Source organism: Streptomyces sp. NPDC018263 (genome assembly GCF_055562575.1).
In genome coordinates, this window is record NZ_JBVHFA010000004.1 from 57,846 (window position 1) to 82,841 (window position 24,996).

General features: G+C 71.9%; 19 protein-coding genes and 1 pseudogene. 10 read left to right on the forward strand and 10 right to left on the reverse strand.

All coding sequences use genetic code 11. The features are described 5' to 3' along the window. Window positions 1-65: 65 nt before the first annotated feature. Entirely contained in the window at window positions 66-866 is an 801-nt protein-coding gene (locus ACZ3HQ_RS12725) for a phosphatase PAP2 family protein (RefSeq protein WP_467510127.1), read from the forward strand. Further along, a complete protein-coding gene (locus ACZ3HQ_RS12730; RefSeq protein ID WP_467510129.1) occupies window positions 863-1,831 on the forward strand; it encodes a DMT family protein in 969 nt (322 codons plus the stop codon). The genes ACZ3HQ_RS12725 and ACZ3HQ_RS12730 overlap by 4 nt, the downstream gene beginning before the upstream one ends. Before the next feature lie 64 nt (window positions 1,832-1,895). Here ACZ3HQ_RS12730 and ACZ3HQ_RS12735 read toward each other — a convergent pair. The 8 genes and pseudogenes from ACZ3HQ_RS12735 to ACZ3HQ_RS12770 form a co-directional block, all read right to left on the reverse strand. Next, window positions 1,896-2,495: pseudogene (locus ACZ3HQ_RS12735) on the reverse strand (LURP-one-related/scramblase family protein); the annotation flags it as partial. A 78-nt stretch (window positions 2,496-2,573) separates the two neighbouring features. After that, a complete protein-coding gene (locus ACZ3HQ_RS12740) occupies window positions 2,574-4,754 on the reverse strand; it encodes a discoidin domain-containing protein (RefSeq protein ID WP_467510131.1) in 2,181 nt (726 codons plus the stop codon). Window positions 4,755-4,806: 52 nt separating this feature from the next. Next, complete coding sequence (locus ACZ3HQ_RS12745; RefSeq protein WP_467510133.1) at window positions 4,807-6,414, reverse strand: glycoside hydrolase family 13 protein; 1,608 nt, start codon at window positions 6,412-6,414, stop codon at window positions 4,807-4,809. Between the two features lie 41 nt (window positions 6,415-6,455). Further along, the gene (locus ACZ3HQ_RS12750; RefSeq protein ID WP_467510135.1) at window positions 6,456-7,331 is read right to left on the reverse strand and encodes a carbohydrate ABC transporter permease; all 876 of its coding nucleotides are present in this window, start codon (window positions 7,329-7,331) and stop codon (window positions 6,456-6,458) included. A gap of 22 nt (window positions 7,332-7,353) precedes the next feature. Further along, window positions 7,354-8,304: a carbohydrate ABC transporter permease gene (locus tag ACZ3HQ_RS12755; RefSeq protein WP_467510137.1), complete on the reverse strand. Its 951-nt coding sequence runs from the start codon at window positions 8,302-8,304 to the stop codon at window positions 7,354-7,356. Between the two features lie 5 nt (window positions 8,305-8,309). Further along, on the reverse strand, window positions 8,310-9,662 hold the full coding sequence (locus tag ACZ3HQ_RS12760; protein WP_467510139.1) for an ABC transporter substrate-binding protein: 1,353 nt from the start codon (window positions 9,660-9,662) through the stop codon (window positions 8,310-8,312). 120 nt (window positions 9,663-9,782) lie between these two features. After that, window positions 9,783-10,781 carry a LacI family DNA-binding transcriptional regulator gene (locus tag ACZ3HQ_RS12765; protein WP_467510141.1) on the reverse strand — a complete coding sequence of 333 codons (999 nt, stop codon included), beginning with the start codon at window positions 10,779-10,781 and terminating at the stop codon, window positions 9,783-9,785. Between the two features lie 106 nt (window positions 10,782-10,887). Then, the gene (locus ACZ3HQ_RS12770; protein ID WP_467510143.1) at window positions 10,888-11,520 is read right to left on the reverse strand and encodes an MmyB family transcriptional regulator; all 633 of its coding nucleotides are present in this window, start codon (window positions 11,518-11,520) and stop codon (window positions 10,888-10,890) included. A gap of 242 nt (window positions 11,521-11,762) precedes the next feature. On the opposite strand from ACZ3HQ_RS12770, the gene ACZ3HQ_RS12775 reads away from it, so the two are divergent. The 3 genes from ACZ3HQ_RS12775 to ACZ3HQ_RS12785 all read left to right on the forward strand — a co-directional run bounded on the left by ACZ3HQ_RS12775 (window position 11,763) and on the right by ACZ3HQ_RS12785 (window position 13,389). Continuing rightward, the gene (locus ACZ3HQ_RS12775) at window positions 11,763-12,419 is read left to right on the forward strand and encodes a helix-turn-helix domain-containing protein (protein ID WP_467510145.1); all 657 of its coding nucleotides are present in this window, start codon (window positions 11,763-11,765) and stop codon (window positions 12,417-12,419) included. Between the two features lie 32 nt (window positions 12,420-12,451). Continuing rightward, window positions 12,452-13,000, forward strand: coding sequence for a toxin-antitoxin system, toxin component (locus ACZ3HQ_RS12780; RefSeq protein WP_467511047.1), 549 nt, complete (start codon window positions 12,452-12,454; stop codon window positions 12,998-13,000). Between the two features lie 170 nt (window positions 13,001-13,170). Further along, complete coding sequence (locus tag ACZ3HQ_RS12785; protein ID WP_467510147.1) at window positions 13,171-13,389, forward strand: hypothetical protein; 219 nt, start codon at window positions 13,171-13,173, stop codon at window positions 13,387-13,389. A gap of 25 nt (window positions 13,390-13,414) precedes the next feature. Here ACZ3HQ_RS12785 and ACZ3HQ_RS12790 read toward each other — a convergent pair whose 3' ends face one another. Continuing rightward, the gene (locus ACZ3HQ_RS12790; protein WP_467510149.1) at window positions 13,415-14,092 is read right to left on the reverse strand and encodes a 4'-phosphopantetheinyl transferase family protein; all 678 of its coding nucleotides are present in this window, start codon (window positions 14,090-14,092) and stop codon (window positions 13,415-13,417) included. 270 nt (window positions 14,093-14,362) lie between these two features. On the opposite strand from ACZ3HQ_RS12790, the gene ACZ3HQ_RS12795 reads away from it, so the two are divergent. Further along, complete coding sequence (locus ACZ3HQ_RS12795) at window positions 14,363-15,493, forward strand: ATP-grasp domain-containing protein (protein ID WP_467510151.1); 1,131 nt, start codon at window positions 14,363-14,365, stop codon at window positions 15,491-15,493. 157 nt (window positions 15,494-15,650) lie between these two features. Next, complete coding sequence (locus ACZ3HQ_RS12800; protein ID WP_467510153.1) at window positions 15,651-17,330, forward strand: carbohydrate binding domain-containing protein; 1,680 nt, start codon at window positions 15,651-15,653, stop codon at window positions 17,328-17,330. Between the two features lie 54 nt (window positions 17,331-17,384). On the opposite strand, the gene ACZ3HQ_RS12805 is transcribed toward ACZ3HQ_RS12800, so the two are convergent. Further along, complete coding sequence (locus ACZ3HQ_RS12805; RefSeq protein WP_467510155.1) at window positions 17,385-18,722, reverse strand: 6-phospho-beta-glucosidase; 1,338 nt, start codon at window positions 18,720-18,722, stop codon at window positions 17,385-17,387. 119 nt (window positions 18,723-18,841) lie between these two features. Here ACZ3HQ_RS12805 and ACZ3HQ_RS12810 point away from each other — a divergent pair, with 119 nt between their 5' ends. The 3 genes from ACZ3HQ_RS12810 to ACZ3HQ_RS12820 are packed head-to-tail and all read left to right on the forward strand — an operon-like array spanning window position 18,842 to window position 24,887. Further along, a complete protein-coding gene (locus tag ACZ3HQ_RS12810; RefSeq protein WP_467510157.1) occupies window positions 18,842-23,944 on the forward strand; it encodes a wHTH domain-containing protein in 5,103 nt (1,700 codons plus the stop codon). Next, window positions 23,941-24,288, forward strand: a complete 348-nt coding sequence (locus tag ACZ3HQ_RS12815) for a hypothetical protein (protein ID WP_467510159.1) — start codon at window positions 23,941-23,943, stop codon at window positions 24,286-24,288. Before ACZ3HQ_RS12810 ends, ACZ3HQ_RS12815 begins: the two co-directional genes overlap by 4 nt. Further along, entirely contained in the window at window positions 24,285-24,887 is a 603-nt protein-coding gene (locus tag ACZ3HQ_RS12820) for a hypothetical protein (RefSeq protein WP_467510161.1), read from the forward strand. The genes ACZ3HQ_RS12815 and ACZ3HQ_RS12820 overlap by 4 nt, the downstream gene beginning before the upstream one ends. Window positions 24,888-24,996 lie beyond the last annotated feature (109 nt).

Sequence of the window (24,996 nt, forward strand, 5' to 3'; positions counted from 1 at the left end):
GTATCGCTGAGTTCGGAAGCCGTCCGGACCCAGCACGCACCACCGTCAGTGAAGGGGGCCGGGGGATGAACGCCCGATCCGAGCCCGCCGGGGCGGAACCGGCCTCAACGGTCCGGCCACCGCTTCTGCGGGAGTTCCTGCTCGTCGCGGGGCTCTTCTTGGTCTACAAGCTCGGACGGCGAATCGCCGTCGGCCACACCTCGGACGCCTTCCGCGACGCCCACCGGGTCTGGCACCTGGAGCGCGCCGTCCATCTGCCGTCCGAGGCGGACGTCCAGTCGGCGCTGCTGCACGGCGACACCCTGGTCCACCTGGCGAACACCTACTACGCCACCGTCCACTTCCCGGCCACCGTCGCCTTCCTGGTCTGGCTGTATCTGCGCCGCCCCGCCCACTACGTCTGGGCCCGCCGGGTCCTGGCGCTGGTGACGAGCGCGGCGCTGGTGCTGACCTTCACCTTCCCGCTGGCCCCGCCCAGAATGCTGAGCGGCACCGGTCTGCTGGACACGGCCCGGATATACGGGCCCTCGGTGTACGGGCCGCCCGCCAGCGACCACCTCTCCAACCAGTTCGCCGCGATGCCCTCGCTGCACTTCGGCTGGGCGCTGATGGTGGCCGTCGGCCTGATCGCCGCCACCCGGTCCCGCTGGCGCTGGCTGTGGCTGCTGCACCCGCTGGTCACCCTGACGGTGATCGTGGGCACCGCGAACCACTACTGGCTGGACTCGATCGTGGCGACGGCCCTGCTGGTCACCGCGCTGGCCCTGATCCCCTCCCCGCACCGCACGGCGGGACCGGGGAGCGCGGGTCCCGCCCGGTTCCGGCTCCTCCCGCAGGACACCGCGCTCGCGGGGCCGGCCCGATGAGCGGCGCGCTGCTGGTCGCCGTCGGCCTGTCCCTGATCTCGGCGGTCGCCTACGCCTCCGCGGCCGTCGCGCAGGAGCGCCTCGCCTCCCGGAACCTGGGCGCGGGCCTGCTGCGGATGCTGAGCACCGGCGCCTGGTGGTCGGCGGTCGGCCTGAACGCGGGCGCCGCCCTGCTGCACGTCGTCGCCCTGCGGTACGGCCCGCTCACCGTGGTCCAGCCGCTCGGCGCCCTGACCCTGGTCGCGGCGGTGCCGCTCGGCGCGCGGGCGGCCGGACGCCGGGTCACCGCCCTGGAGTGGCGCGGTACGGCGCTGACGCTGCTCGGTCTCGGCGCGCTGCTGATGGCGGCCTCCGGTCCGGCGCCCGAGCGGGCGCTGAGCCTGCCCTCGGCGCTGGCGGTCGCCGCGACGACCATCGCCGTGATCGGCACCCTGAGCCGTCCCGGCACCCGGCCGGGCCTGAGGCACGCGACCGCGTCCGGGTTCGCCTCGGGTGTCGCCTCCGCGCTCACCCAGACCGCGACGGTGGCGGCCACCGACGGCACCGGACCGGCGCTGAGCCCGCTGGTGATCGTGGTCGCGGTGCTCGTGGCCGCGTTCGCCACCGGCGGGCTGCTGCTGTCGCAGACGGCCTATCGGGGCGGCCTCGGCGCCCCGCTCGCGGTGGTCACCCTGGCCAACCCGCTGGCGGCCTCGGTCATCGGCCTGACCCTGCTCGGCCAGGGCCTCAACGGCGGTGCCGTCGGCATCCTGCTGGCCCTCGCCGGGGCGGGCCTGGCGGCCCGGGGCGTGGTCCTGCTGGCCCGCGCGACCCCGGCCACCGCACCCGTACCGCCGCCCGCGCCGGGACCGGACGACGAGGAGCACCCGGTGGCGGCGGTGCTGGCACTGGAACCGGGCACGGCGACCCGGGAGCCGAGGCTGACCCGGCGGCGGTCGAGGCCACGGCGGCTGACACGGCTGTAGACGTGACGAAAGGGCGGCCGGCGCGTGACGCGCCGGCCGCCCTCTTCGCTCATGTACGGTCCCGTCAGCCCAGGCCGCGCGAGTCCTGCTTCAGCGCGGTGTCCACGGTGAGCGCCGTCGCCACGACGAGGCTCCGCAGCGGCTCGGACAGCGGGCGGTGGATCTGGAGGACGTAGTTGTCCGCCGTGGTGAACAGCGTCTTGGCCAGACCTTCCCAGGTCTTGGTGATCCGGGCGATCTCGGTGCCCTCGTGGTCCACGATGGCGAAGTTCCAGGCCCGCCAGTTCTCCGCCTTGATCGCGCCGACCTGACGGCCGTCCACGTTCATGGCGAAGTTGATCTTCCCGATCATGTTCTGCTGGGCGATCTCACCGACCGGCGAGCCGTCCGGACGGGCCACCAGGACCCGCGACTTGAAGATCTTCGCGGGGCGGGTGAGCAGCAACTGCGGCTGCCCCTGGGTGTCCCGGATCTCCAGGCGGTGCGTGAGGAACTGGTCCCAGCTCGATACGAAGCGCAGGATCTTGCGGAGCACGCCCTGCCCGACCTCGACCACCGCACCGAGGTCACGGCCGTTCTGGTCCATGACCTTGTACTCGTTGGTCAGCTCGATGAGCTTGGCCTTCTGGTTCACCACGAGCACGGGCTCGGTGAACAGGGTCCCGCTGGAAGAAACGTTCGATTGCGTGGTCACCGGGGCACCTTATCGTGGCTTGAACCGTACCTGACCAACTTTTTCGCGTCAGGGCGTCTGGTACGCCTCCACCTCGCTGAACTGGCCCGCAGGCCAGCCGGTGTTGGCGGTGACGGTCAGGCGGAGGTGGCGGAGGGTGGTGCCGGTGGGGAGGGAGACGGTGACGGTGTTGCCGGTGGCCGGATCGAAGCGGTAGCCCTGGGCGGCGGACAGGGTGGTGAAGGCCGAGCCGTCGGTGCTGCCCTGGACGGCGATGGTCTGGGTGCGGGCGCCCCAGGCCGAGGACGGGGGCAGTTTGAGGACGACGCGGCGGACCGGGTAGGCGGAGCCGAGGTCGGAGGTCCAGGACTGCGGGAAGGCGTTGTTGGCCGACTCCCAGTAGGTGTTGGCGTCGCCGTCGGCCGCCTTGCCGGGGGTGTAGACGTCCTGGGAGCCGGTCGCGGTGGCCGGGCGGCCCTTGACCAGGTTGCGGCCCGGGTCCGGCTCGGGGTTGCCCTGGCCGGGCTGGGGCCAGGTCGAGCAGTCCGCCCAGGTACTGCTCCAGCCGGAGTTGCCCCCGCCGTCGGTGAGCGCGAAGGAGCCGGAGTTCGCCGGGTAGGGGCAGTTGTAGATCCCGGCGACGCCCACCTGGGTGGCGGTGACGTTCCTGAGGGTGGCCGCGCCCTGCGCCTCGGCCTGCACGACCACGGTCCCGGTGTTCTTCACCGTCGCGCCGGTCACGTTGACGTTGCGTACCGGGTAGCCCTGGCCGCCGCCGGAGACGAACTCGAAGGCGGAGTAGGGGCTGTCGGTGATCGTGGTGTCGGTGATGTTGACCGTGGCGTTGATGGCGCTGTCGTAGGAGTCGACGCGCAGCGCGCCCATCGGGTGGTTCCAGTTGGGGTTCAGGGCGCCGGTGCGGACCAGGGTGTTCCCCGAGACCGTGATGGTGCCGGCCAGCGGGGAGAAGGGGTCGAGGAACTTCTGGTTGGAGATGGCGATACCGCTGCCGAGGGCGTTGGTGTCGGACACCAGGTTGTTCTTCACCGAGATGTCGGTGCCGCCGTAGATGGCGATGCCGTTGGCGAGGTTGGGCTGCGAGATGGTGTTGTTCTCGAAGCTGGAATTGCTGTCCGGGGCGTAAAGGGACCACATGGCGAGGGAGTCGTCACCCTGGTTGCGCAGGAAGTTGTTGCTGACGCGCACCCCTCGGGCGTTGCCGTTGAGGTTGAGGCCGTCCGCGGTGGTGTCGAGGATGCGGTTGTTCTCCACGACCAGGTTGTCGTTGTTCCCCAACAGCCACAGGCCGACCTTCATGTGCTGGACCCACATGCCGGACACCGACGAGTTGGGGCCGAGCGAGCCGTTGACGAAGTTGTCCGGGCTGGAGTCGACGCGCTCGGTGACCTCGCCGACGACCGCGAAGTCCCGCAGGTGGACGTTGCCGGAGGAGCTGGACTGGTCGATGAAGCGGGAGGTGTGCACGACCGAGTACCAGTGGCCGGCGCCGCGCAGCGTCACGTTCTGCACCCCGCTGAGCGAGGACGTGATCCGGTAGTCGCCCGGCGGAATCCACACCGTGCCGCCCTGCGCGGCCGCGATGGCGTCGCGGAACGCCTGGGTGGAGTCCCCGCCGCCGCTCGGGTCGGCGCCCTTGGAGACGACGGACACCGAACCCGCGGGCTGGGTGGCGGCGGCCGCGGCCTGCTCGAAGTCGGCCACGTCGAGAGTGACTTGGGTGCCGGTGGACTCGAAGGCGACCTTGTCGCCCGCCTGGACGTTCTGGCCGAGCAGCAGGCGGGCGTTGTCGAAGAAGTGGTGGTTCTTCGAGCCCGGTATCCAACTGGTGTCGATGTAGCTGTACTTGGAGGTGACGGGAAGCGTCTTGGCGATCCGGGTGCCGTTGACGTAGACGGCGAGCGAGCCGGACTGGCCGTCCGGGACGCTGTAGGCGACGTTCACGGCGTTGGCCGCGCGCGGCACGGTGAACTCCACGCGCTGACCGGAGTTGAGGCGTACGGCCTGTCGTCCGGACGCCTCGGAGGCGAGGCTGCCCTGGGTGTAGTCGGGGCCGACCTTGGTGCCCGTGGTGGTGGCGGACTCGGCCTCGACGGAGGTGAACGGCAGGGTGGCGCCGGAGGCGGCCTGCGCGGCCGGGGCCACGGCGACCGTCATGCCCGCGGCGAGGGCGACGACGGCGCCCAGGGCCGGCAGGCTCCGGAGGTGTCTGGCGGTGCTGCTGCGATGCATGTGCTGATCCCTTCAGGGTGGGGGTGCCGGGGATAGCAGGTGCGCGGGCGGTTCAGGCGCGCAGCCAGACCGCCGTGTCCTGCGGCAGTCGGCCGGACTCGTCCAGGGGGCCGCTGCTGAGCAGGAGTTCGGAGTGCGCGGGGAGATCGGCGGGCGCGGCGGCGAGGTTCACCACGCACAGGGCGCCGTCCGCACGGGCGAAGGCGAGGACGCCCTCGGGGGCGGGGAGCCAGGTCAGCGGGCCCTCGCCGAACGCCGGCCGGGCGGCGATGGCCTCGCGGTACAGGGTGAGCATGGAGTCCGGGTCGCCTTCCTGCCGGTCGGCCGCGTACGCCGCCCAGCCCGCCGGCAGCGGCAGCCACGGCTCCTCGCGCGAGCCGAAGCCCGCGTAGGGGGCGTCGGCGGACCAGGGCAGCGGGACCCGGCAGCCGTCGCGGCCGGGGTCGGTGCCGCCGGAGCGGTGGTGCATCGGGTCCTCGATCCGGTCCACCGGGATGTCCGCCTCGGGCAGGCCCAGCTCCTCCCCCTGGTAGAGGTAGACCGAGCCGGGCAGGGCGAGGGAGAGCAGGGCGGCGGCGCGGGCGCGGCGGGTGCCGAGCGCGAGGTCGGTGGGGGTGCCGAACGCCTTGGCGGCGAAGTCGAAGCCGGTGTCGGCGCGGCCGTAGCGGGTGACGGTGCGGGTGATGTCGTGGTTGCACAGCACCCAGGTGGCGGGGGCGCCCACGGGCGCGTGCTCGGCGAGGGTGGAGTCGATGGCGGCGCGCAGCCGGTCCGCGTTCCAGGGGCAGGACAGGAAGGCGAAGTTGAAGGCGGTGTGCAGTTCGTCGGGGCGCAGGTAGCGGGCGAAGCGCTCGGCGTCGGGGAGCCAGACCTCGCCGACGAACACCCCGTCGTACTCGTCGGCGACCGCGCGCCAGGAGCGGTAGACGTCGTGGAGTTCGTCGCGGTCGACGAAGGGGTGCGGGTCGGGGGCGCCGGCGAGGTCGGGCAGGCCGGGGTCCTTGGCGAGCAGGGCGGCGGAGTCGATGCGGACGCCCGCGACCCCGCGTTCGAACCAGAAGCGCAGGATGTCCTCGTGCTCGCGGCGCACGGCCGGGTGGGCCCAGTTGAGGTCGGGCTGCTCGGGGGTGAACAGGTGCAGGTACCAGTCGCCGTCCGGCAGCCGGGTCCACACCGGTTCGGTGGAGCCGACGAACTGCGACGGCCAGTCGTTGGGCGGGAGTTCGCCGTGCGCCCCGCGTCCGGGGCGGAAGTGGAACAGCTCGCGCTCGGGGCTGCCGGGGCCGGCGGCGAGCGCGGCCCGGAACCAGGGGTGCTGGTCGGAGACGTGGTTGGGCACGATGTCGACGATGGTGCGGATGCCCAGCTCACGCGCCTCGGCGATGAGCTTCTCGGCCTCGGCGAGGGTGCCGAAGGCGGGGTCGACGGTGCGGTAGTCGGCGACGTCGTAGCCGCCGTCCTTCATCGGGGACAGGTACCAGGGGTTGAACCACAGGGCGTCCACGCCGAGTTCGGCGAGGTAGGGCAGTCGGGCGCGGACCCCGGCGAGGTCTCCGGTGCCGTCGCCGTCGCCGTCCGCGAAGCTGCGTACGTACACCTGGTAGATGACGGCCGAGCGCCACCAGTCGGCCTGCCTGCGGGCATGGGTGGGCTGTGCCACGGTGCGTGCCCTTTCTGTCGAGGTGTGTCGAGGGGGCCGGGTCAGCCCTTGGTGCTGCCCGCGCTGATGCCGGCGATGATGTGCCGCTGGAACACGAGGAAGAGCGCCACCATGGGGATGCTGGCGATCACCATGGCCGCGACGAGCACGGTGAGCTGGATGTTCTGCGACAACTGGACGAGTGCCACACTGATCGGCTGCTTGTCGGTGTCGGAGAAGACCATCAGCGGCCAGAGGAAGTCCTGCCAGACGGCGACCAGCGCGAAGATGGAGACCACGCCGAGCACCGGCCGGGACATGGGCAGTACGACCGACCACAGGGTGCGCAGCTTCCCCGCGCCGTCGATCTCGGCCGCCTCCAGCACGTCGCGGGGCAACTGGTCGAAGAACCGCTTGAGCAGGTACAGGTTGAAGGCGTTGGCGACGGCCGGCAGCCAGATGCCCAGCGGGTCGTTGAGCAGACTGGTGTGGATCAGCGGCAGGTCGGCCGCGGTCAGGTACTTCGGTACGACGAGCGCCTGCGCCGGGACCATCAGGGTGGCGAGGATGCCGCCGAGGACCACGCCTTTGAAGGCGGGCTTCAGCTTGGACAGCGCGTAGGCGGCGGCCGTGCAGAACACGAGCTGGAAGGCCCAGGCACCGGCCGCCTGCACCACGGTGTTCCAGAGGTGCCGCGGGAGCTGCATCAGGTCCCAGGCGTCGGTGTATCCGTCCAGGTGCCAGTGCTCGGGGACCAGGGTGGGCGGGGTACGGGCGATCTCGTCCGGGGACTTCATCGCGCCGGACGCCATCCAGTACACGGGGAACAGGAAGGCGACCGTGAAGAGGACGACGACGCCCCCGAACACCGTCCAGTACAGGGCCTTTCCGCGCGGGCGGGCGAGGGTGGCCGGGGAGACGAGGGTACGCGTGCTCATGCGCCCTCCTCGGTACGGGTGTTCATGCGTCCCCCTCGCTGCGGGTGAGCCGGAGGTAGAGGGCGGAGAAGGCGCCGAGCAGCACCAGCAGCATGACGCTGAGGGCGCAGGCCCCGCCGAAGTCGTTGTAGAGGAAGGCGTACTTGTAGATCAGGTAGAGCACAGTCACGGTCGCGCTCTCCGGGCCGCCGCCGGTGATCACGAAGGGTTCGGTGAACACCTGCATGGTGGCGATGATCTGAAGGAGCATCAGCATGAGGATCACGAACCGGGTCTGCGGGATCGTGACGTGCCGTATGCGCTGGAGCAGACTCGCGCCGTCGAGTTCGGCGGCCTCGTACAGCTCGCCGGGGATGGACTGGAGGGCGGCGAGGTAGATGAGGACGGTACCGCCGAGGTTGGCCCACGTGGCCACGACGACCAGGGAGATCAGTGCGGTGTCGGTGCCGTTGGACCAGTTCGAGGTGGGCAGGTGCAGCGCGCGCAGGGTCTCGTTGGCGAGACCGGCGCCGGGGTCGTAGAACCACTTCCACAGCAGGGCGCTGACCACCGGCGGGATCATCACCGGGAGGTAGACCACGACCCGGAAGAACGCCTTGGCGTGCCGGAGTTCGTTGAGGACGAGGGCGAGCACGAAGGGCACGGCGAAGCCCAGGAGGAGGGCGAGCAGGGTGAAGGTGAGGGTGTTGCGCCAGGCCGCGCCGAACTCCGGATCGTGCAGGACCCGGCGGAAGTTGGCGGTGCCGACCCATTCGGGCGAGGAGCCGGGGGTGTAGCGCTGGAAGGCGATGACGACGGCGCGGATCGCCGGGTACCAGGAGAACAGAGCGAAGCAGACCAGGCCGCCGAGGAGGAAGCCGTAGGCGCGGACCTGGTCGGCCAGCGCCCGGCGGCCCCGGCCGCCGCCTGCCGGGGAGGGCGGCGGGGCCAGGGGGGCGGCGGTCGCGGGGGGCCGCTCGACCGTCTTGGTCATGGTGGTCAGCCCCGCGCCAGGATGCTGTCGATCTTGCCGTCGGCGTCCTTGAGGAGCTGGTCGACGTCCGCGTCCTTCTTGGTGAGGACGGCGGAGACGACGCCGTCGAGCACCGAGTAGATCTGCTGGGCGTGCGGCGGCTCGATCTTCATGTCGAGGCTCTGGTTGCCGTCCAGGAACGACTGGTAGTTCTCCACCGGGACATTGGCGTTGGCCTTCTTGACCTGCTGGTCCTTGGCGTCGGCGGCGCCGGTGAACAGACGCGGCTCGGGCAGGCCGACGGGGGCGTCGTTCTTCTTGGCGCGGGCGTAGTCGCCGAGGAAGCCGTCTCCGGGGGTGAGGAACATGTGGTCGAGCCACTTGAGGCCGGCGCGGATCTGGGCGGGGCTGGCCTTCTTGTTGAACATGTAGCCGTCGCCGCCGATGAGCGTGCCCTTGCCGCCGGGCATCGGGGCGAGCGCGAGGTCCTTGTACGAGCCGCCCTTCTCCTTGACGAGGATCGGGATGTTGTCCGGCGCCGAGAGGTACATGCCGAGCTTGCCCGAACCCATCATCTGCTGGGCGTCGTTGATGACGAGGAGCTGCTTGCTGCCCATGGAGTCGTCCGCCCAGCGCATGTCGTGCAGGTTCTCCAGCACGGCGTGGCCCTCGGGGGTGTCGACGGTGGCCTTCTTGCCGTCGGCGCTGACGACGTCGCCGCCCTGGGAGTACAGCTCGGCGGTGAAGTGCCAGCCGCCCTGGTTCTGGGCGCTGTAGTCGGCGTATCCCACGGTGCCGTTGCCGAGTTGGGCGATCCTCTTGGCGGCGGCGCGGACCTCGTCCCAGGTGGCCGGGGGCTTGTCGGGGTCGAGGCCGGCCTTCTCGAACAGGGCGCGGTTGTAGATCAGCCCCATGGAGTAGCCGGTGCGCGGGATGCCGTAGACCTTGCCGTCGACGGTGTAGATGTCCCGGAGCTGCTTCTGGATGCTGTCGTAGCTCTTCAGTTCCTTGACGTACGGGGTGAGGTCGGCGGCCTGGTGGATGTCGACCACATGCCGGGCGTCGGTGAAGTAGGTGTAGAACACGTCCTCCATCTGGCCGCCGGCGAGCTTGGCGTCGAAGGTCTTGGGGTCCTGGCAGGGGAACGCGTCGTGGGCGACCACATCGATGTCCGGGTGGGCCTTCTCGAAGGAGGCGATGTCCTCCTCGAAGAACCGGCGGTCGACCTTGGCGCTCCTGGGCGGCTCGCAGTTGACGGTGATGCGGGTCTTGCCGCCCGCCGAGCTGTCGTCGTCCGAGCCGCAGGCTGCTGCGGTGAGGGCGAGGGAGGAACAGACGCCGATCGCGGCGACGGTGCGGCGGAACCCGGTGCTTCTCATCGGTGGACCCCTCAAGGCAGGAGCGGTGGGCGCCGCACACTCAAGCACCGACGACACCGTGCCGCAAGATGTCGCGCAGAATCTGTAATTATTTGACAGCCGGACGGTTCCCCGGAGCGCTCAGTCGCGCGGCGCTTGCGCGGTGGAGCCCCGGACCACCAGTTCGGGCTCGAACAGCAGCTCCTCCGCGGGCACGGAGGTGCCGCCGATCTGCGCGTTCAGCAGCTCCACGGCGGCGCGGCCCATGGCCTCGATGGGCTGGCGGACGGTGGTGAGCGGGGGCTCGGTGCAGTTCATGAACGCCGAGTCGTCGTAGCCGACCACGGAGATGCGGCCCGGCACGTCAAGTCCCTTGCGCCGGGCTGCCCTCACCGCGCCCAGGGCGAGCGGGTCGCTGGCGCAGACGATGCCGGTGACGCCCCGGTCGATGAGCCGGGAGGCGGCGGCGTGGCCGCCCTCGATGGAGAAGATGGCACGCGCCACATGGGCGTCCGGCAGGTCGCCCGCCAGCGCGCGGGCGGCGGCGAGCTTGCGGGCGGAGGGCACGTGGTCGCCGGGGCCGAGGACCAGGCCGATGCGCTCGTGGCCGAGGGAGGCGAGGTGGCGCCACGCCTGCTCGACGGCGACCGTGTCGTCGCAGGAGACGGCGGGGAAGCCAAGATGCTCTATGGCCGCGTTGACCAGCACCACCGGGATGCTGCGGTCCGCGAGGCGGCGGTAGTGGTCGTGCGGGGCGTCGGCCTGCGCGTACAGCCCGCCGGCGAAGACGACGCCGGAGACCTGCTGCTGGAGGAGGAGTTCGACGTAGTCGGCCTCCGAGACGCCGCCCTTGGTCTGGGTGCACAGCACGGGGGTGAGCCCGAGCTGGGCGAGCGCGCCGCCGATGACCTCGGCGAACGCCGGGAAGATGGGGTTCTGGAGTTCCGGCAGGACCAGGCCGACCAGGCGGGCGCGCTCCCCGCGCAACTGGGTGGGGCGCTCGTAGCCCAGGACGTCCAGGGCGGTGAGGACCGACTGCCGGGTGGCGTCGGAGACTCCGGGCTTGCCGTTGAGCACCCGGCTGACGGTGGCCTCGCTGACCCCGACCTTCTTCGCCACTTCCGCAAGTCGTCGCGTCATGCGCGCAAGGGTAGCGCAAGTTACGCAAGCAGCTTGCGTAACGGTCACGGGGTGCGGATGACCCGGCGCCGTCGATGACCTGAACACCGACGGGGCCGGGCCGGGTCTAAGGGGTGGGGACGACCATCAGGTGGGCGCGCCGGACCGCGGCGGACGGCTGCCGGGGGATCATCGTCAGGCGCCGGTGACCCAGGTCCCGCAGCAGGGGCGGGGTCTCGTCCACGACCCGGCACTCGGCGGTACCCCGGCGCGGGTCGGGGTGGTGCAGCAGGCGTACGGAGCCGTCGAGCCGGGCCGCGCTCTCGCCGACCGCGTGAATCCAGTGCGGCAGCCCCTGCCGGTAGGCGGCCTCCATGATCGGGTCGTGGCCCACGTCCCGGCGTATCGCCTGGAGTTCGTGGTCGTGGCCGTACCCCTCCATCGCGGCCTTGAGCTGGGCCAGCATCGGCAGGCACCAGCCCGGCTCGTGCTCACCGAGCACCCGGCCGGCGTCGGGGTGGAAGAGGACGAAGCGCAGGAAGTTGTCGCCGGGCATCGCGGTGGGATGGTGCCGGACCTCACCGAAGAGGGCGGCGAAGGCGTCGTTGGCCAGAATGACGTTCCAGCGGTGGTCGACGACGAGCGAGGGGAACGGGGCGGCCTCCACCACGGCGGCGTAGTCGTCCAGATACTCCCGCGCCTCACCGCTCTCGGGGACGGACCGGGATACCGGCCGCCGCCCTCCCGCCTGATGTGCCATCGGGTGGTCACCCCTCTTGCCTTGGCCGCCTGCACGCGGCGCTGCGATCCTGCTGCTCCGACGCGAGCCGTGTCAACTATCGTGGCATTTCATGCCTGTTGACGGCTGAAATTCGCCACAGTTGTGGCGAGACCTGGATGCGAGTTCGAACCACGGGCTACTCTCCGGGATGTTCACGGCGGCCGGGGGTGACAAGCGCACCCGATCTCGCGCGGCCGCCCAGAGACGTAGGAGTTCTGTCGGTGACGGATGGCTACGAGAATCCGGGCGCCACGGCGACCGCTCAGCTTCCGGCCGTCGTCGCCCGCGTCACCGCGCTCGCCGACCGGCTAGGCGTCCCGCACCCCGAGGTGTTCGACATCGCCCGGCTCTCGGTCGGCAGCGGGGTCCCCGAGCCCGTGGTCAAGGCGCTGCTGGCCGGCCGCCCGGCCGGTGAACCGGATGTGCAGGCCCGCTTTCTGCAACGCCTGGACCTGCTGCGCCGCACCCGGCTCAAGCCCGGCGGGCGCAGATACACCCAGCAGGAGATCGCGGACGGCGCGGGCATGTCCCGGCAGCAGGCGGGCGCCCTGATCAACGGCGACCGGCGCCCCACGATGGAGCACTGCGACGCGCTCCAGCGGTTCTTCCACGTGCACGCCGGGTTCCTCACGGCGGAGGACCCCGAGGCGCTGGCCGGCGTCCTCCAGCACATCGAGCAGGAGCTGCTCCAGAAACTGGCGGACCGGGAGCGGGCCGCCTCCGGGACGGCGCAGGACCCGCTGGAGCGGCTGCTCCAGGACCACGGGGTGCGCGGGATCGCCTGGCGGGCCGCCCAGCTCCCCACCGACCAGCACCGCGACAAGGTCGCGGAGTGGCTGGACATGCTGCTGGAGAGCGTCCGGCAGCCGGGGTCGTGAGCGGGATGGGGTCCAAGAACATCGCCAAGGTCATGCGGCGGCTGTGCGCCGAACTGGTCGGACAGTTGGACCGGCGGCCCGCGCCGGTGCCGCCCGAGGAGCTGTACCGCTCGCTGTGCTCGGCGATGAGCCGCAGGCGCGGCCGCCCGGTGCACTTCCGTACGTCGGTCTTCCCGCCCGGTACGGCCAGCGGGCTGTGGCTGGACATGAACGACCGGGATCTGGTCGTGGTGGAGGAACGCACCGCGCCCGACCATCAGTTGGTGATTCTCGGCCACGAGCTGTGGCACATGCAGACCGACCACGCCGCCCACCGGGTCGACGGCCTCGGCATGGGTGTGGCCACCCGGCTGCTGACGGACGACACCGACCGGGAGGCACTGCGGGCGGCCGTGCACCGGGTCGCCGCGCGCACCCGGTTCGACCAGGACGAGGAGCGGGACGCGGAGACCTTCGGCCTGCTGCTGGCCAGCAAGTGCCGTACGCGGATGCGGGGTTCGTCGCTGAGCGGCCCGGTGCGCCGGGACGACGTGGCGGGCCGGATCGGTACGTCGCTGGGGTATCCGGGGCCGCAGGGCTGAGGCTCGGAGAACCGCCCGGACGCCGTGCCCTGCGCCGTACGGGCGACCCCGGGCGGGCCGGAGCCGACGCGTTGTCAGTGGTGGGCGGCAAGCTGGAACCCTGCGTGCCGCGAGGGGCGGTGCGCGGCGCCAGCGTGCGTGAACCGTGCCGCCGACCGGGGAGCCGACCGATGCCGACCGCCGTACTGACCGACCGTGAGCGCACCGCCGTCCAGGCGTATCTCCGGCTGCTGCACACCGTGCGGGCCACCCTGGACGGCCCGCCGGACGCGGCCCCGGCCATGGTGCCGCCGACCGTGCTGGCGGAGGCCGAACAGGCGCTGGCCACAGCGGGTCTCGCGGGGAACGAGGACGAATTCTTCGAGCTGCTGCGCGCCTGGTGCCCGTAGGCCCAGGGGTCAGGGGGTCAGGGGGTCAGGGCGCCGGTACGGTCACCGTCGTGAGGACCAGTCCGTCGCCGGTGAGCCAGTGGCCGTCGAACCCGGTCAGGCGGGCGCCGCCCACCAGAGGGCCCGGTACGAGGAGCCGGGCGTGGAAGGTGCCCCGGTCGGTGTGCGTGGGGACCAGCTCGATGTCGGCCTCGGAGAAGTCCAGCCAGGCGCGGGTCAGCGGGAACCACGCCTTGTACACGGACTCCTTGGCGCTGAACAGCAGCCGGTCGAAGTGCACTGCGGGCCGGACCGCCGCCAGCGCCCGCTGCCGGTCCCGTTCGGCGGGCAGGGAGACGGAGTCGAGGACGCCCTCGGGCAGCGGTTCGTGCGTCTCGGCGTCGATGCCGAGCGAGGCCAGGTCACCCGTGCGGGCCAGGGCCGCGCACCGGTAGCCGTCGCAGTGGGTCATGCTGCCCAGCAGGCCCTCCGGCCAGACGGGCGCGCCGCGCTCGCCGGTCGGCACGGGGGCGGGCGTCCGGCCGAGCTTCTCCATCGCGCGCCGGGCGCAGACCCGGGCGGAGGTGAATTCGAGGCGCCGTTTGGCGACCGCGCGGGCCACCAGGGCCCGTTCCCCGGGGAAGAGCGCGGTGTCCGGGTCGTCGTCGGGAACGCCGTACGACTCCACGGCGACCACCGTCTCCGGCAGCAGCTCCTCGATCACCGGGTACCCGACCTCCCACGACAGTGCGGCGCGGCACCACGACAGCACATCGCCGGGAGACGGGCAAGAGCGGGCCGTTCCGCGGGGCCGACGCGCCCGGCCGATCCGTAACACGCGCGTTGCACGAACCACTCCGCGCAGGCCGTATGATCGCCCCATCACTCGCCGCCCAACACCCCTTTTCTCAGGGCGGTTTGGTGACCCTTCCTTCCTCCTGTCCGGGCGCGGACCGCTGAGTCCTGCCCGAAAACCCCCGAAAGGCGGCCCCGCATGGTCTCTCGCGTACGCGTCTGGCTCAACCGCACGTACGCGGAGAACGTGTTCTTCATGGATCAGCTCCGGAGGAACCCGAGCGACCGCGCCGTGGAGATCCACGCGACGCACGGCGACCCGGACTCCCCCGTGCTGGCCGCCGCCGACACCGCCGCGCTGGAGCCGGAGGGGCTGTCCCCGGCGGGGTACGTCGAGTACGCGCTCGACCAGTGCGCCCGGCGTGGCATCGATGTCTTCGTGCCCCGGCTGCACCAGGCGGCGATCGTGGCGCACCGCGCCGACTTCGCCGCGGCGGGTACGGCCCTGCTGGCGCCGACACCGGAGGCGGTGGCGGTGTTCGAGGACAAGGTGACCGCGTACGAGGCGGTCCGCTCGGTGGGCGTGCCGGTGCCGCCGTGGTTCCGGGCCCGCACGGCGGACGAACTCCTGGCCGCAGTAGCAGAGTTGGAGGAGGCTGGGCACCGGGCGTGCTTCAAGCCCGCCTCCGGTGCGGGCGGGGTCGGCTTCCGGATGATCACCCGCTCGCCCTTCTCGATGGCGCACCTGAGCGGCTTCCCGAGCCCGTACGTGCCGCTCGACCTGGCCGTGTCGGCGCTGCGGGAGGCCGAGGAACCGGTGGACCTGCTGGTGATGCCGCGGCTGGAGCAGCCGGAGGTGTCGGTGGACTGCCTGACCGGCACGGACAACCGGGTCCGGCTGATGGTGGGCCGCACCAAGAACGGCCGGCGTCGCGGCTTCACGCTGGACGAGCGCTGGCTGGAGCCGGCCCGGCTGATCGCGGAGGGCTTCGGGCTGCACTACCTGTCCAACATCCAGTTCCGCATGCTGGGCGACCGGCCGGTGCTGCTGGACGTCAACACCCGTGCGGCGGGCGGGCTGCACCAGCTCTCGCTGTGCGGGGTCAACGCCCCCTGGGCCGCTGTGCAGTTGGCGCTCGGGGAGGACCCCGGCCGGGTGGAGCCGCCGTTCCTCGGCCAGGACTACGCGGTGGTCTCCGGGCCCCGCCCGCTGGGCTCGTCGACGCTCACCGAGCAGGAGCCCGAGGAGGCGGAGCTGCGGCTGCCCGCGCCCGCGGCGCCGCTCGCCGCTCCGGCCGCCGCCGGAGCCGGAGCGGCGCTGCCGCTGTAGCACCCCGTCGCCATCCCGGTATGGACCAATCCCGTGCTGTCCCTTGACAGTTGGATTGGTCCATACCACTTTGGGGGGCGCACTCTCCGCAGGCTCGTTCCGCACTTCCCGCACTCCGGTGCACTCCCGAACACCCCCATACCATCAGGGAGATCACGTGCGACACCTTCTCGGGCGTCCCAGACGCCGGCTTCTCGCCCTGGTCGGCACCGCCGCCCTGGCCCTCGGCGGGGCCGTCGCCCTGCCGGGCACCGCCGAGGCGGCCAACGTGCTGACCAACCCCGGCTTCGAGTCGGGCGGCCTGTCCCCGTGGACCTGTTCCGGCAACCTCGGCTCGGTCGTCTCCTCCCCGGTGCACAGCGGCTCCAAGGCGCTTCAGGGCGCGGTGAGTTCGAGCGACACCGCGCAGTGCGCGCAGACCGTCGCCGTGAAGCCGAACACCGCGTACACCCTCACCGGCTGGGTCCGCGGCTCGTACGTCTACCTCGGGGTGGACGGCGGCGCCTCCACCTGGACCTCCTCCCCCTCGGCGTACAGCCGGCTCACCGTCTCCTTCACCACCGGCGCCTCGCAGACCAGCGCGACCGTGTACGTGCACGGCTGGTACGCGCAGGGCTCCTACCAGGCCGACGACATCAGCCTGGACGGGCCGGGCGGTGGCGGGGGTGACACCCAGGCGCCGAGCACGCCGAGCGGACTGACCTCGACCGGCAAGACCTCGGGCAGCGTCTCGCTGAAGTGGAACGCGGCCACCGACAACGTGGGCGTCACCGCGTACGACATCTACAGCGGCTCCAACCAGGTGCTCAGCGTCTCCGGGACGACGGCCACGGTCAGCGGGCTCTCGCCGAGCACCGCGTACACCTTCACCGTGAAGGCGCGGGACGCGGCCGGGAACACCTCCGGCGCCTCCAACGCGGTCTCGGTGACGACCAGCGCGGGCTCGGGCGGCGGCAGCTTCAAGCAGGCCGCGCCGTATCTGTACGAGGGCTGGGGCGACCCGCCGAACCCGGCGACGGTGATGAACGCGACCGGGGTGAAGTGGTTCACCATGGCGTTCGTGCTGGACTCCGGCGGCTGCAACCCGTCGTGGGACGGCAGCAGGCCGCTGACCGGCGGCGTGGACCAGACCGCGATCAACCAGATCCGCTCGGCGGGCGGTGACATCGTGCCGTCGTTCGGCGGCTGGCAGGGCAGCAAGCTCGGCGCCAACTGCTCCTCGGCGAGCGCGCTGGCGGGCGCGATCCAGAAGGTGATCGACGCCTACGCGCTGAAATCGATCGACATGGACATCGAGAACACGGACGAGTTCGAGAACGAGGCCGTGCAGGCGAAGATCCTCACGGCGCTGAAGACGGTCAAGGCGAACAACCCCGGCCTGAAGACCATCGTCACCTTCGGCACCACGACCACCGGCCCGACCTACTACGGCAACCGGCTCATCGAGCAGGCCAAGTCGATCGGCGCCGACATCGACGTGTTCACGATCATGCCGTTCGACTTCGGCGGCGGCTCGGACATGTACGGCAACACGGTGAACGCGGCCGAGGGTCTGAAGACCAAGCTGAAGTCGACCTTCGGCTGGGACGACGCCACCGCGTACTCCCACATCGGCATCTCCGGCATGAACGGTCTCTCCGACCAGCAGGAGAACACCACCCCGGAGATCTGGACCCAGATCCGCGACTGGAGCAACTCGCACCACATCGCCCGGCTCGCCTACTGGGCGGTCAACCGGGACCGGCCGTGCGCCGGCGGGGGTGTGGTGAGCAACTGCTCCGGCATCAACCAGAGCAACTGGCAGTTCACCTCGATCACGGCCGGCTTCACCGGCTGAGCCTCGTACGACCCGCGCGAGGGGCCGCTCGGCGGAGCGGCCCCTCAACCGTGTTCACTTCAGATACGCCAGTTCCGGGTGGGCGGCGGTGTAACCGTCCACCAGCCGCCGGGCCACGTTGACCGAGTCAACAAGCGGATGCAGGGCGAACGCCTTCACAGCCGTTTCCCGCGAACCCGACTCGGCGGCGGCCAGCACCTCGCGCTCGACCGCCTTGACCGAGCAGACCAGACCGGTGGCGTGCGTCGGCAGCGGGTCGGTGGCCAGCGGGTGCGCGCCGTCCGCGCCGACCAGGCAGGGCACCTCGATCACCGCGTCCGCGTCCAGCGCCGTGAGCGTCGAGCGGTTGCGGACGTTGAGGATCAGGGTGGTGCGCTCGTCGCGGGCGACGGCCCGCATCAGCGCGAGCGCCACCTGCTCGTACCCGCCCGACAGATCCTCCTCCTCGCGCTCCCCGGCGCCGGCGCTCTCCCGGTTCTCCGCCATGTACGTCGCCTCGCGCTCGGCGCGGGTGTCCTCCCAGGCCCGCAGGGCGGACCCGCCGGGGCGCAGCGCGTCGCTGTAGAACCGGGACTGCTGGTCGCGCAGGAAGGCGCCGCGGGTCGACTCGGCCTCCTGGTAGGCGCGTACGGTCTCGCGGTTGAAGTAGTAGTAGTGCAGGTACTCGTTGGGGATCGCGCCGAGCGAGCGCAGCCAGTCCGGGCCGAAGAGCCGCCCCTCCTCGAAGGAGCCGAGCCGGTCCGGGTCGGCCAGCAGGCGGGGCAGTTCGTCGCGCCCGGCGACGCGCAGGCCGCGTACCCAGCCGAGGTGGTTGAGGCCGACGTAGTCGACGAACGCCTCGCGCGGGTCGGCGCCGAGGGCGCGGGCCACGCGGCGGCCGAGGCCGACCGGGGAGTCGCAGATGCCGATGACCCGGTCGCCGAGGTACCGGGACATGGCCTCGGTGACCAGCCCGGCCGGGTTGGTGAAGTTGATGACCCACGCGTCGGGCGCGAGCCGGGCCACCCGCCGGGCGATGTCAACGGCGACGGGCACGGTCCGCAGCCCGTACGCGATGCCGCCCGCGCCCACGGTCTCCTGGCCGAGCACCCCCTCGGCCAGCGCCACCCGCTCGTCCTCGGCCCGCCCCCGCAGCCCGCCGACCCGGATCGCGGAGAACACGAAGTCGGCCCCGCGCAGCGCGTCGTCCAGATCGGTGGTCGCCCGCACGACGGGCGCCTCCGCGACCCCCTCCGCCTGCTCGGCCAGCACCCGCGTCACCGCGTCCAGCCGCCCGGCGTCGACGTCCTGCAGGACGACCTCGGTCACCCGCCCCGCACCCCGGTCCCCCAGCAGCGCCCCGTACACGAGCGGCACCCGGAACCCGCCGCCCCCCAGAATCGCCAGCCTCATGTCTCACCCTTTCCGGCACGCGTGGTCCGATCATGGCACGCGGGGCCGGGCGGCCGGCCGGTTGCCGTGATCCACGCGAACACTCCCCCACCGGGGTGAAGAACGCTAACCTCGCGCTGATGACGGTCAGACGACACGCGCTGCTCATCGGCGTGGGTGAAACTCCGGACGCCCAGCGGAGGTTCGCCTCCCTCACGGACGTGGTGACGAAGGATCTCGACGCCATGGCCAAGCAGTTGACCGCGTCCGGGTACGGCGTGACGACGCTCCGCCCCGGCGGGGAACGCGCCGTGGACAAGGGCGCCATCACCTCCGCGCTGGAGGCGGCCGCCCGGCGGGACTGCGATCTGCTGCTGGTGTACTTCACCGGACACGGCGTCCATCTGGACGGCCGGGACTATCTGGTGCCCGCCAGTGCCCTCGCGCCCGAGCCGGGCGGGCAGTGGACCGACGGCCGGCGCGAGTCACTGCTGCCGCTGGACGTCTCCCGCTATCTGACCGGGTGCCGGGCCGGGTCCGTCGTCCTCGTCGTGGACGCCTGCCGGGACGGGCAGCCCGAGGAGGACGGGGCCGGCTTCGGCGCGGCCACCGTGCACGCCCCCTCCCGGCGGCTGGCCCTGCTCGTCGGCTGCGCCAAGGGCCAGCGGTGCCACTACGGCCCGGAGGGCAGCCACTTCACCCGTGCGCTGGCCGAGGCCCTGAACCCGCTGACCCCGGAGCGCACCGTGGAGGCGGTGTTCCACCGCGCCCAGGCCCGCACCACCGCCCTGGCCCACCGGCACGGCGGTCACCGGCAGACGCCGGTGGTCGCCCCGGCCCCGCACGACGAGGGCCTGTCGGGCTTCCCGGAGCTGTGCGACGGCACGGACATCCCGCTGCGCTGGTCCGAGGCCGTGCGGAAGGCGGGCATCTGGACCGCGCCGGTGGGCGAGGGCGGCCCGGATTCCGCGATGCGCGACCGGATCGCCGAGTTCGCGCACCGGTGCGCCGCCTCCGTGCTCCGGGACAGCACCCGCTTCACGGACCCCTGGCAGGACTCCGGGCTCCCCGAGCGCGTACTGCGCCGGGTCGTCCCCGCGCTGCTGCCGCCCGGCCAGGACTGGTCACCGCTGGAGAAGGGGCTGCTGGCGGGGCTGCCGTTCCTGCGGGAGGCGATGTGGGCGCACAAGCTGAGCCGCCTGGCGGAGACGGACCCCTGGAACCTGGAGCAGGACACCCAGGACACCCAGGACACTGAGGGCGCCAAGGGCGCCACCCCGATGATGCGTGCCGAGCTGCGCAACATCCACGAGAGCCACCCGCAGCTCCTGCGCAAGGCGCGCGGGCACCACCGGCGCGGCGAGGACGAGGAGTACCGGGCGCTCGCCGCCTGGCTGGCGCACCGCTGGGTGGCGGAGCAGATGGTCGAGGAGCCCGATCCGGGCGGGGTGGAACTCGCCGAGCACCTGGCCACGGCCCTGCTGGGCCCCGAGCTGGCGCACAAGGCCGAGCAGCTCCGCTGGCACCTGGTGGCCGCGGTGCGCTTCCTCGCCAACGACCCGCTGGACTCCGCCCAGTACAACGACCTGCTGGGCAGCTCGCCGACCACCCTGACGACGAGCGAGGGCCCCGGTGCGGTGCGCTGGTGGGGCCTGCTCGGGCAGCTACGCCTCGCCGGGCTGCTCGCCGCCGACGTACGGCTGTTCCCCGATGTGCTTCCCGACCATGTGGGCGTAGCGGACCCCATCGTGCCCGGCGATGTGGTGCACGACCTCCAGCAGGAGCTGGAGTGGACCCGCGAGGACGACGGGCTGCACCTCAACATGGTGTGTCGCCACCCCGCTCTGCACGAAAGCCTGGTGGACGTCACACACCGCGCCGACGAGGTGCTGCGGGCCCTGGCCTCGGCACGGCATCGGCAGCCCGGCGACCTGCTCACGGGGCTGCCCGGCCGGATCACCGCCCGCGATCTCCAGGCCGCGCGGCAGCAGAACTCCGAGGACCGCGTCTACAGCGTCCCACTGCTCCGCTTCACCCTGGCGCAGGACGAGATCCGCGAACTCCTCATGGGCCACCAGTTGTACGGGGACCGCTCGCTGGCGGTGCGGGAGCTGTATCAGAACGCCGCCGACGCCTGCCGGTACCGGGCGATGCGCTGGGAGTACCTCGACCGCTGCGACCGCGAGCCGTATCCGTGGCGGGGCGAGATCCGGATCACCCAGGGCCGGGAGACCACGGCGGACGGACGGCCCGGCCGGGCCTTCATCGAGTGCCGGGACAACGGCGTCGGGATGAGCCGGTCCGTGCTGGAGCACACCTTCAGCCGGGCCGGCCGCCGCTTCTCCCAGACCCGCGCCTTCCGCCAGGAGCAGGCGCGCTGGCTGGCGGAGGACCCGGAGCTGCGGCTCTACCCGTACAGCCGGTTCGGGATCGGTGTGCTCAGCTACTTCATGATCGCCGACGAGGTCTCCCTGGTGACCCGCGAGGTCCGCGCGAACGGCACGACGGCCGGGCAGGCGCTGGTCGTCGACATCTCCAGCAGCAGCGGCCTGTTCCGCATCCGCCCCTACAGCGACAACGCCCCGGACCCCATGCGCGAGGGCGGCACCCGGGTCCGGCTGATGCTCAGCGAGCCCGAGGCGGAGGACGAGGCGCTCTCCGTCCTCAAGGTGATGAACCATCAGGTACGGCTCAGCGAGTACCGGTTGACGCTGGAGGAGGACGGCCGCGAACCACTCGTCCGCGAGCCCCACCGGCTGCACCACCCCGCCTCGGAGGACGACCCCGTCCCGGCCGAGCCGCTGAACGCGCGCGGTCCGGTCTGGTGGGTGTCGGGCAACGGCGCGGTGCTCTCGGACGGCATCGTCACCTCCGCCACGCCCTTCGGCTACGTCATCAACCTGTCCGGCCCCCACGTCCCAAAGCTCAGCGTCAACCGCAACAGCATGCTGGAGTGGGACCGCGAGTGGGCCGGGGAGCAGGTGCGCGTGGCCGCCGACGACCTGCCGGGCTGGGAGGGGCTCGACCTGGAGTGGCTGTGGCAGTTGGAGAACCAGGACATGGGGCTGGCGAGGGCGGTCGCGGAACGGCTCGCGGGCAGGGGGCTGACGCTGCCCGTGTTCCGGGCGGCCGAGTACCAGCGGCCTCCGGTGGCGCTCGACGCGGTGGGGTGGTTCCCGGGCGACCGGGCGCTGCTTCCACGGCGCGTCGAGGACGGCATGAGCAGTATGAACCAGTTCGCCACCGCATGGCGCAGGGCAGTGCTGCGGGACCAGGGAGCGGTGCCCGCCACGCATCCGGAGGTGGACGACGCTCCGCTGCCCAGGGACCTGGGCGGGCACCCCGTGCCCCGGCCCGGCGACAACGCGCTGCTGGACAACGCGGCCGGCTCGGTCCGCAATCTCGTGGTGTACGCCTTGCGCAGCAAGCAGACCGTGGCACACGTGCTGCGCGGCCTGCGCCGGTTCGCTCTGCTGACGCCCGAGCTGCGCGTCCCGGCGGTCCCGCCCGACGGCACCACCGCGCTGGACTTCGTCCCCGAGCCGGCCGACGTCGATCTCATCGACTGGATGACCGACTGGGCCGAGCCCGGCAGGTCCGAACGCCAGCCCGCTCTCGGGGCTCTGCTCTCCATCTCGGCGGCCAGGCGATCGCCCGTCGAGACCCTGCTGAAGCGCGCCTCCCGCTACCGGGCCCTCGGCCTGGTGGTCCCCCGGGTCCCCGTGTCGCTGCTGCGCCACCGTGCCACGGTGCGGGACGCCGAGCTGCTGGCGGGCTGGACGGAACACCGGCACGACTACTCCGACCGGGGGCTGCCCGCCGAGGTGCTGCCCGTGCACATCGCCCGCCTCGCCGACCGGCTCGGTACGACGAGCGCCGATGTGCTGGAGCAGTTGCGGAAGTGGGAGCGCCACGGGTACCGGCTGCCCGCCGAGGATCAGTTGCTCCCGGCCGCGCCCAGCGACAAGCAGTGGGAATTCTTCCGCGCCTTCTGGGAGCCGGAGAACGGAACGCCCGACCCGAGCCTGCAGTCCCTGCTGGCACTGGCGGCGAGCCGGGAGACCACGGTCGAGGAGGTGCTGCGTTCCGTCGGCGGTCTCGCCGGTCCGTCCGCCGGGCTGCTGCCCGAACTCCCGGAGCAGACCGACACGTTGCCCGCGCTCGTCCGTGCCGACCTGAAGCTGCTCACCGTCGACGGGGACAACGGAGCGACTCTGCCCACCCGTTCGGTGCCACTGGACCTGCTGGCGCTGTGCTACGCGCCCGGAGGCGCGTTCCGCGGGCTCGGCTCGGATCAGGACTTCGAGCCGTGGGACCGCTTCGTCGAGCGCGTACGACGGCTTGCCATGTTCGGCATGGAGGTGCCCGAGGACCTGGAGCCGCTGCGCTACTGGGTCGATCTCTCCCCGCGCGACCGCATGGCCGTTCTCATCGGCAGCCTGGACCGGACCGTGCCCTGGACGGCGGCGACGCTGGTCTACACGGCGGGCGCTCTGGGAGAGTCGCTCGGGGACAGCCTGGAGCGGCTCGCCAGGCACGCGCCCCACCTCGGCAAGCAGCCGCCCGCCCTGCCTGCGGAAGCTCTGGCACTCGCCCCCGCCGAAGCCGACTCCGAACTGCTCACCGACATCGTCCAGCTCGACAGCGCCGACAACATCCGGGCCGACTGGATCACTCTGAGCCCGCTCCACATCGCCCAGTACGCGCTCCGCTCCCTCCTGCCCATCGGCGAGGTACTGGACCGTCTCGCGCCCTACCGTGTACTCGGCGCCCCGGTACCGGAGTTGACCGAGAAGGAGCGGCAGGTCGTCCAGCAGATCAAGCCGGATCGGTACGAGGTCCTCGCCCTCTCCGAGGGCATGACCGGCCAGGAGCCCCGCCAGTCCCCCACCCTCGCCCCCTTCGAGATCGTCGCCGTGGCCGCCCGCGCCGGCCGCGAGGTCCGCGAGGTGTACGACCGCCTCCGCCGCTACGAACCCCTCGGCATCGTGGTCGACGCCCCCGAGGCCCCCGACGAACTCCCGCTCTGGCAGGACCTGATCCTGCTGAGCGAGGGCCTCAACGGCCGAGCCCCCGCGGTCTCCGGCACCGTGCCACCGGAGCGAATCACCGCCCTGGCACGCGAACTCGACACCGACACCGACTGGGTGACGGACCGACTCGCTCTGTACGCAGCGATGTTCGGCCTGCGCGTCCCGAAGGACGGCGACGCACCCCGGCCCGAGGAGGAGCCCGCCTCATGACCGCGCACGACCTCGACCTGCCCTACGCCCAACTCGACCTCGGCGTGAGAGACGAGAGCGAGTTCCACCTCTCCTCGGTGTCGAGCACGGTCACCGTGACCGGCCCCTGCCCCCGCTGCCACGGGACCAGCACGACGGACTTCCCGCTCGGTGTCGTCGGTTCGAAGGGCATGCCGTGGAAGCGGGACAAGTCGCTGACCCCGGAGCAGCGTTCGGCGGTGGTCACGGACGAAGTGCTGTACTGCGAGTGCGGGTTCGGCCACCCCGAGATGCCGGACGGTGCCCTCCTCGTGGGCTGCGGAGCGTACTGGCGGCTCAAGCCCGCCTCGAGGAGCGGGACATGAGCGCGGGCACGGACCGCCGGTGGGCGGAGCTGGCCCGCGAGCTGGAGTTCAGCCAGCTCGACGTGCTGCGCAAGCAGGCCGAGGGCTGGCGCAACGGCCTGCTGGGCCTGACCGCGCTGGTCACGGTCGTCACGGCGCTGAAGGGCCGCGACGACCTGTCCGCCCTGGAGGCGCCCTGGCGGACGGTGGCCGTATGGCTGCTGGTCGGGGCCTTCCTGCTGCTCCTGGGCGGCTCACTGTGCGCGGTGCGCGCCTCCTTCGGCAGGCCCGGCGAGCGGGTCAGGCTGGGCGGGCAGGCGCTGCGCGCGTGGACGCTGAAGGAGATCGGCCGGGTACGGCGGGCCGTGTACGTCAGCGCGGTCGCGCTGACCCTCGGGGTGGCCCTGGTCGTCGGCGCGCTGTTCGTCTCCTGGACGAAGACGGAGGAACCGGCGGCCGGTCTGGTCAAGGTGACCACCCCGGCCGGGACGCTCTGCGGTGAGCTGGTGTCGTACCAGCCGGACAAGGTCACGCTGATCCGCACCTCGGGCGGCACCGAGCGGCAGGTCGTCGTGCGCGGGGCGGAGGTCCGGAAGATCACCCCGGCCAAGTCCTGCTGAGCAGGTGATCCGCACCGGCAAGCCCGCCTTCAGCCAGTGAACTCCCGCCCTGGGTAAGGACTTTCCCTGCTTCAACCCTTGACGCCCGCAGATGCGGGGAGCACATTGT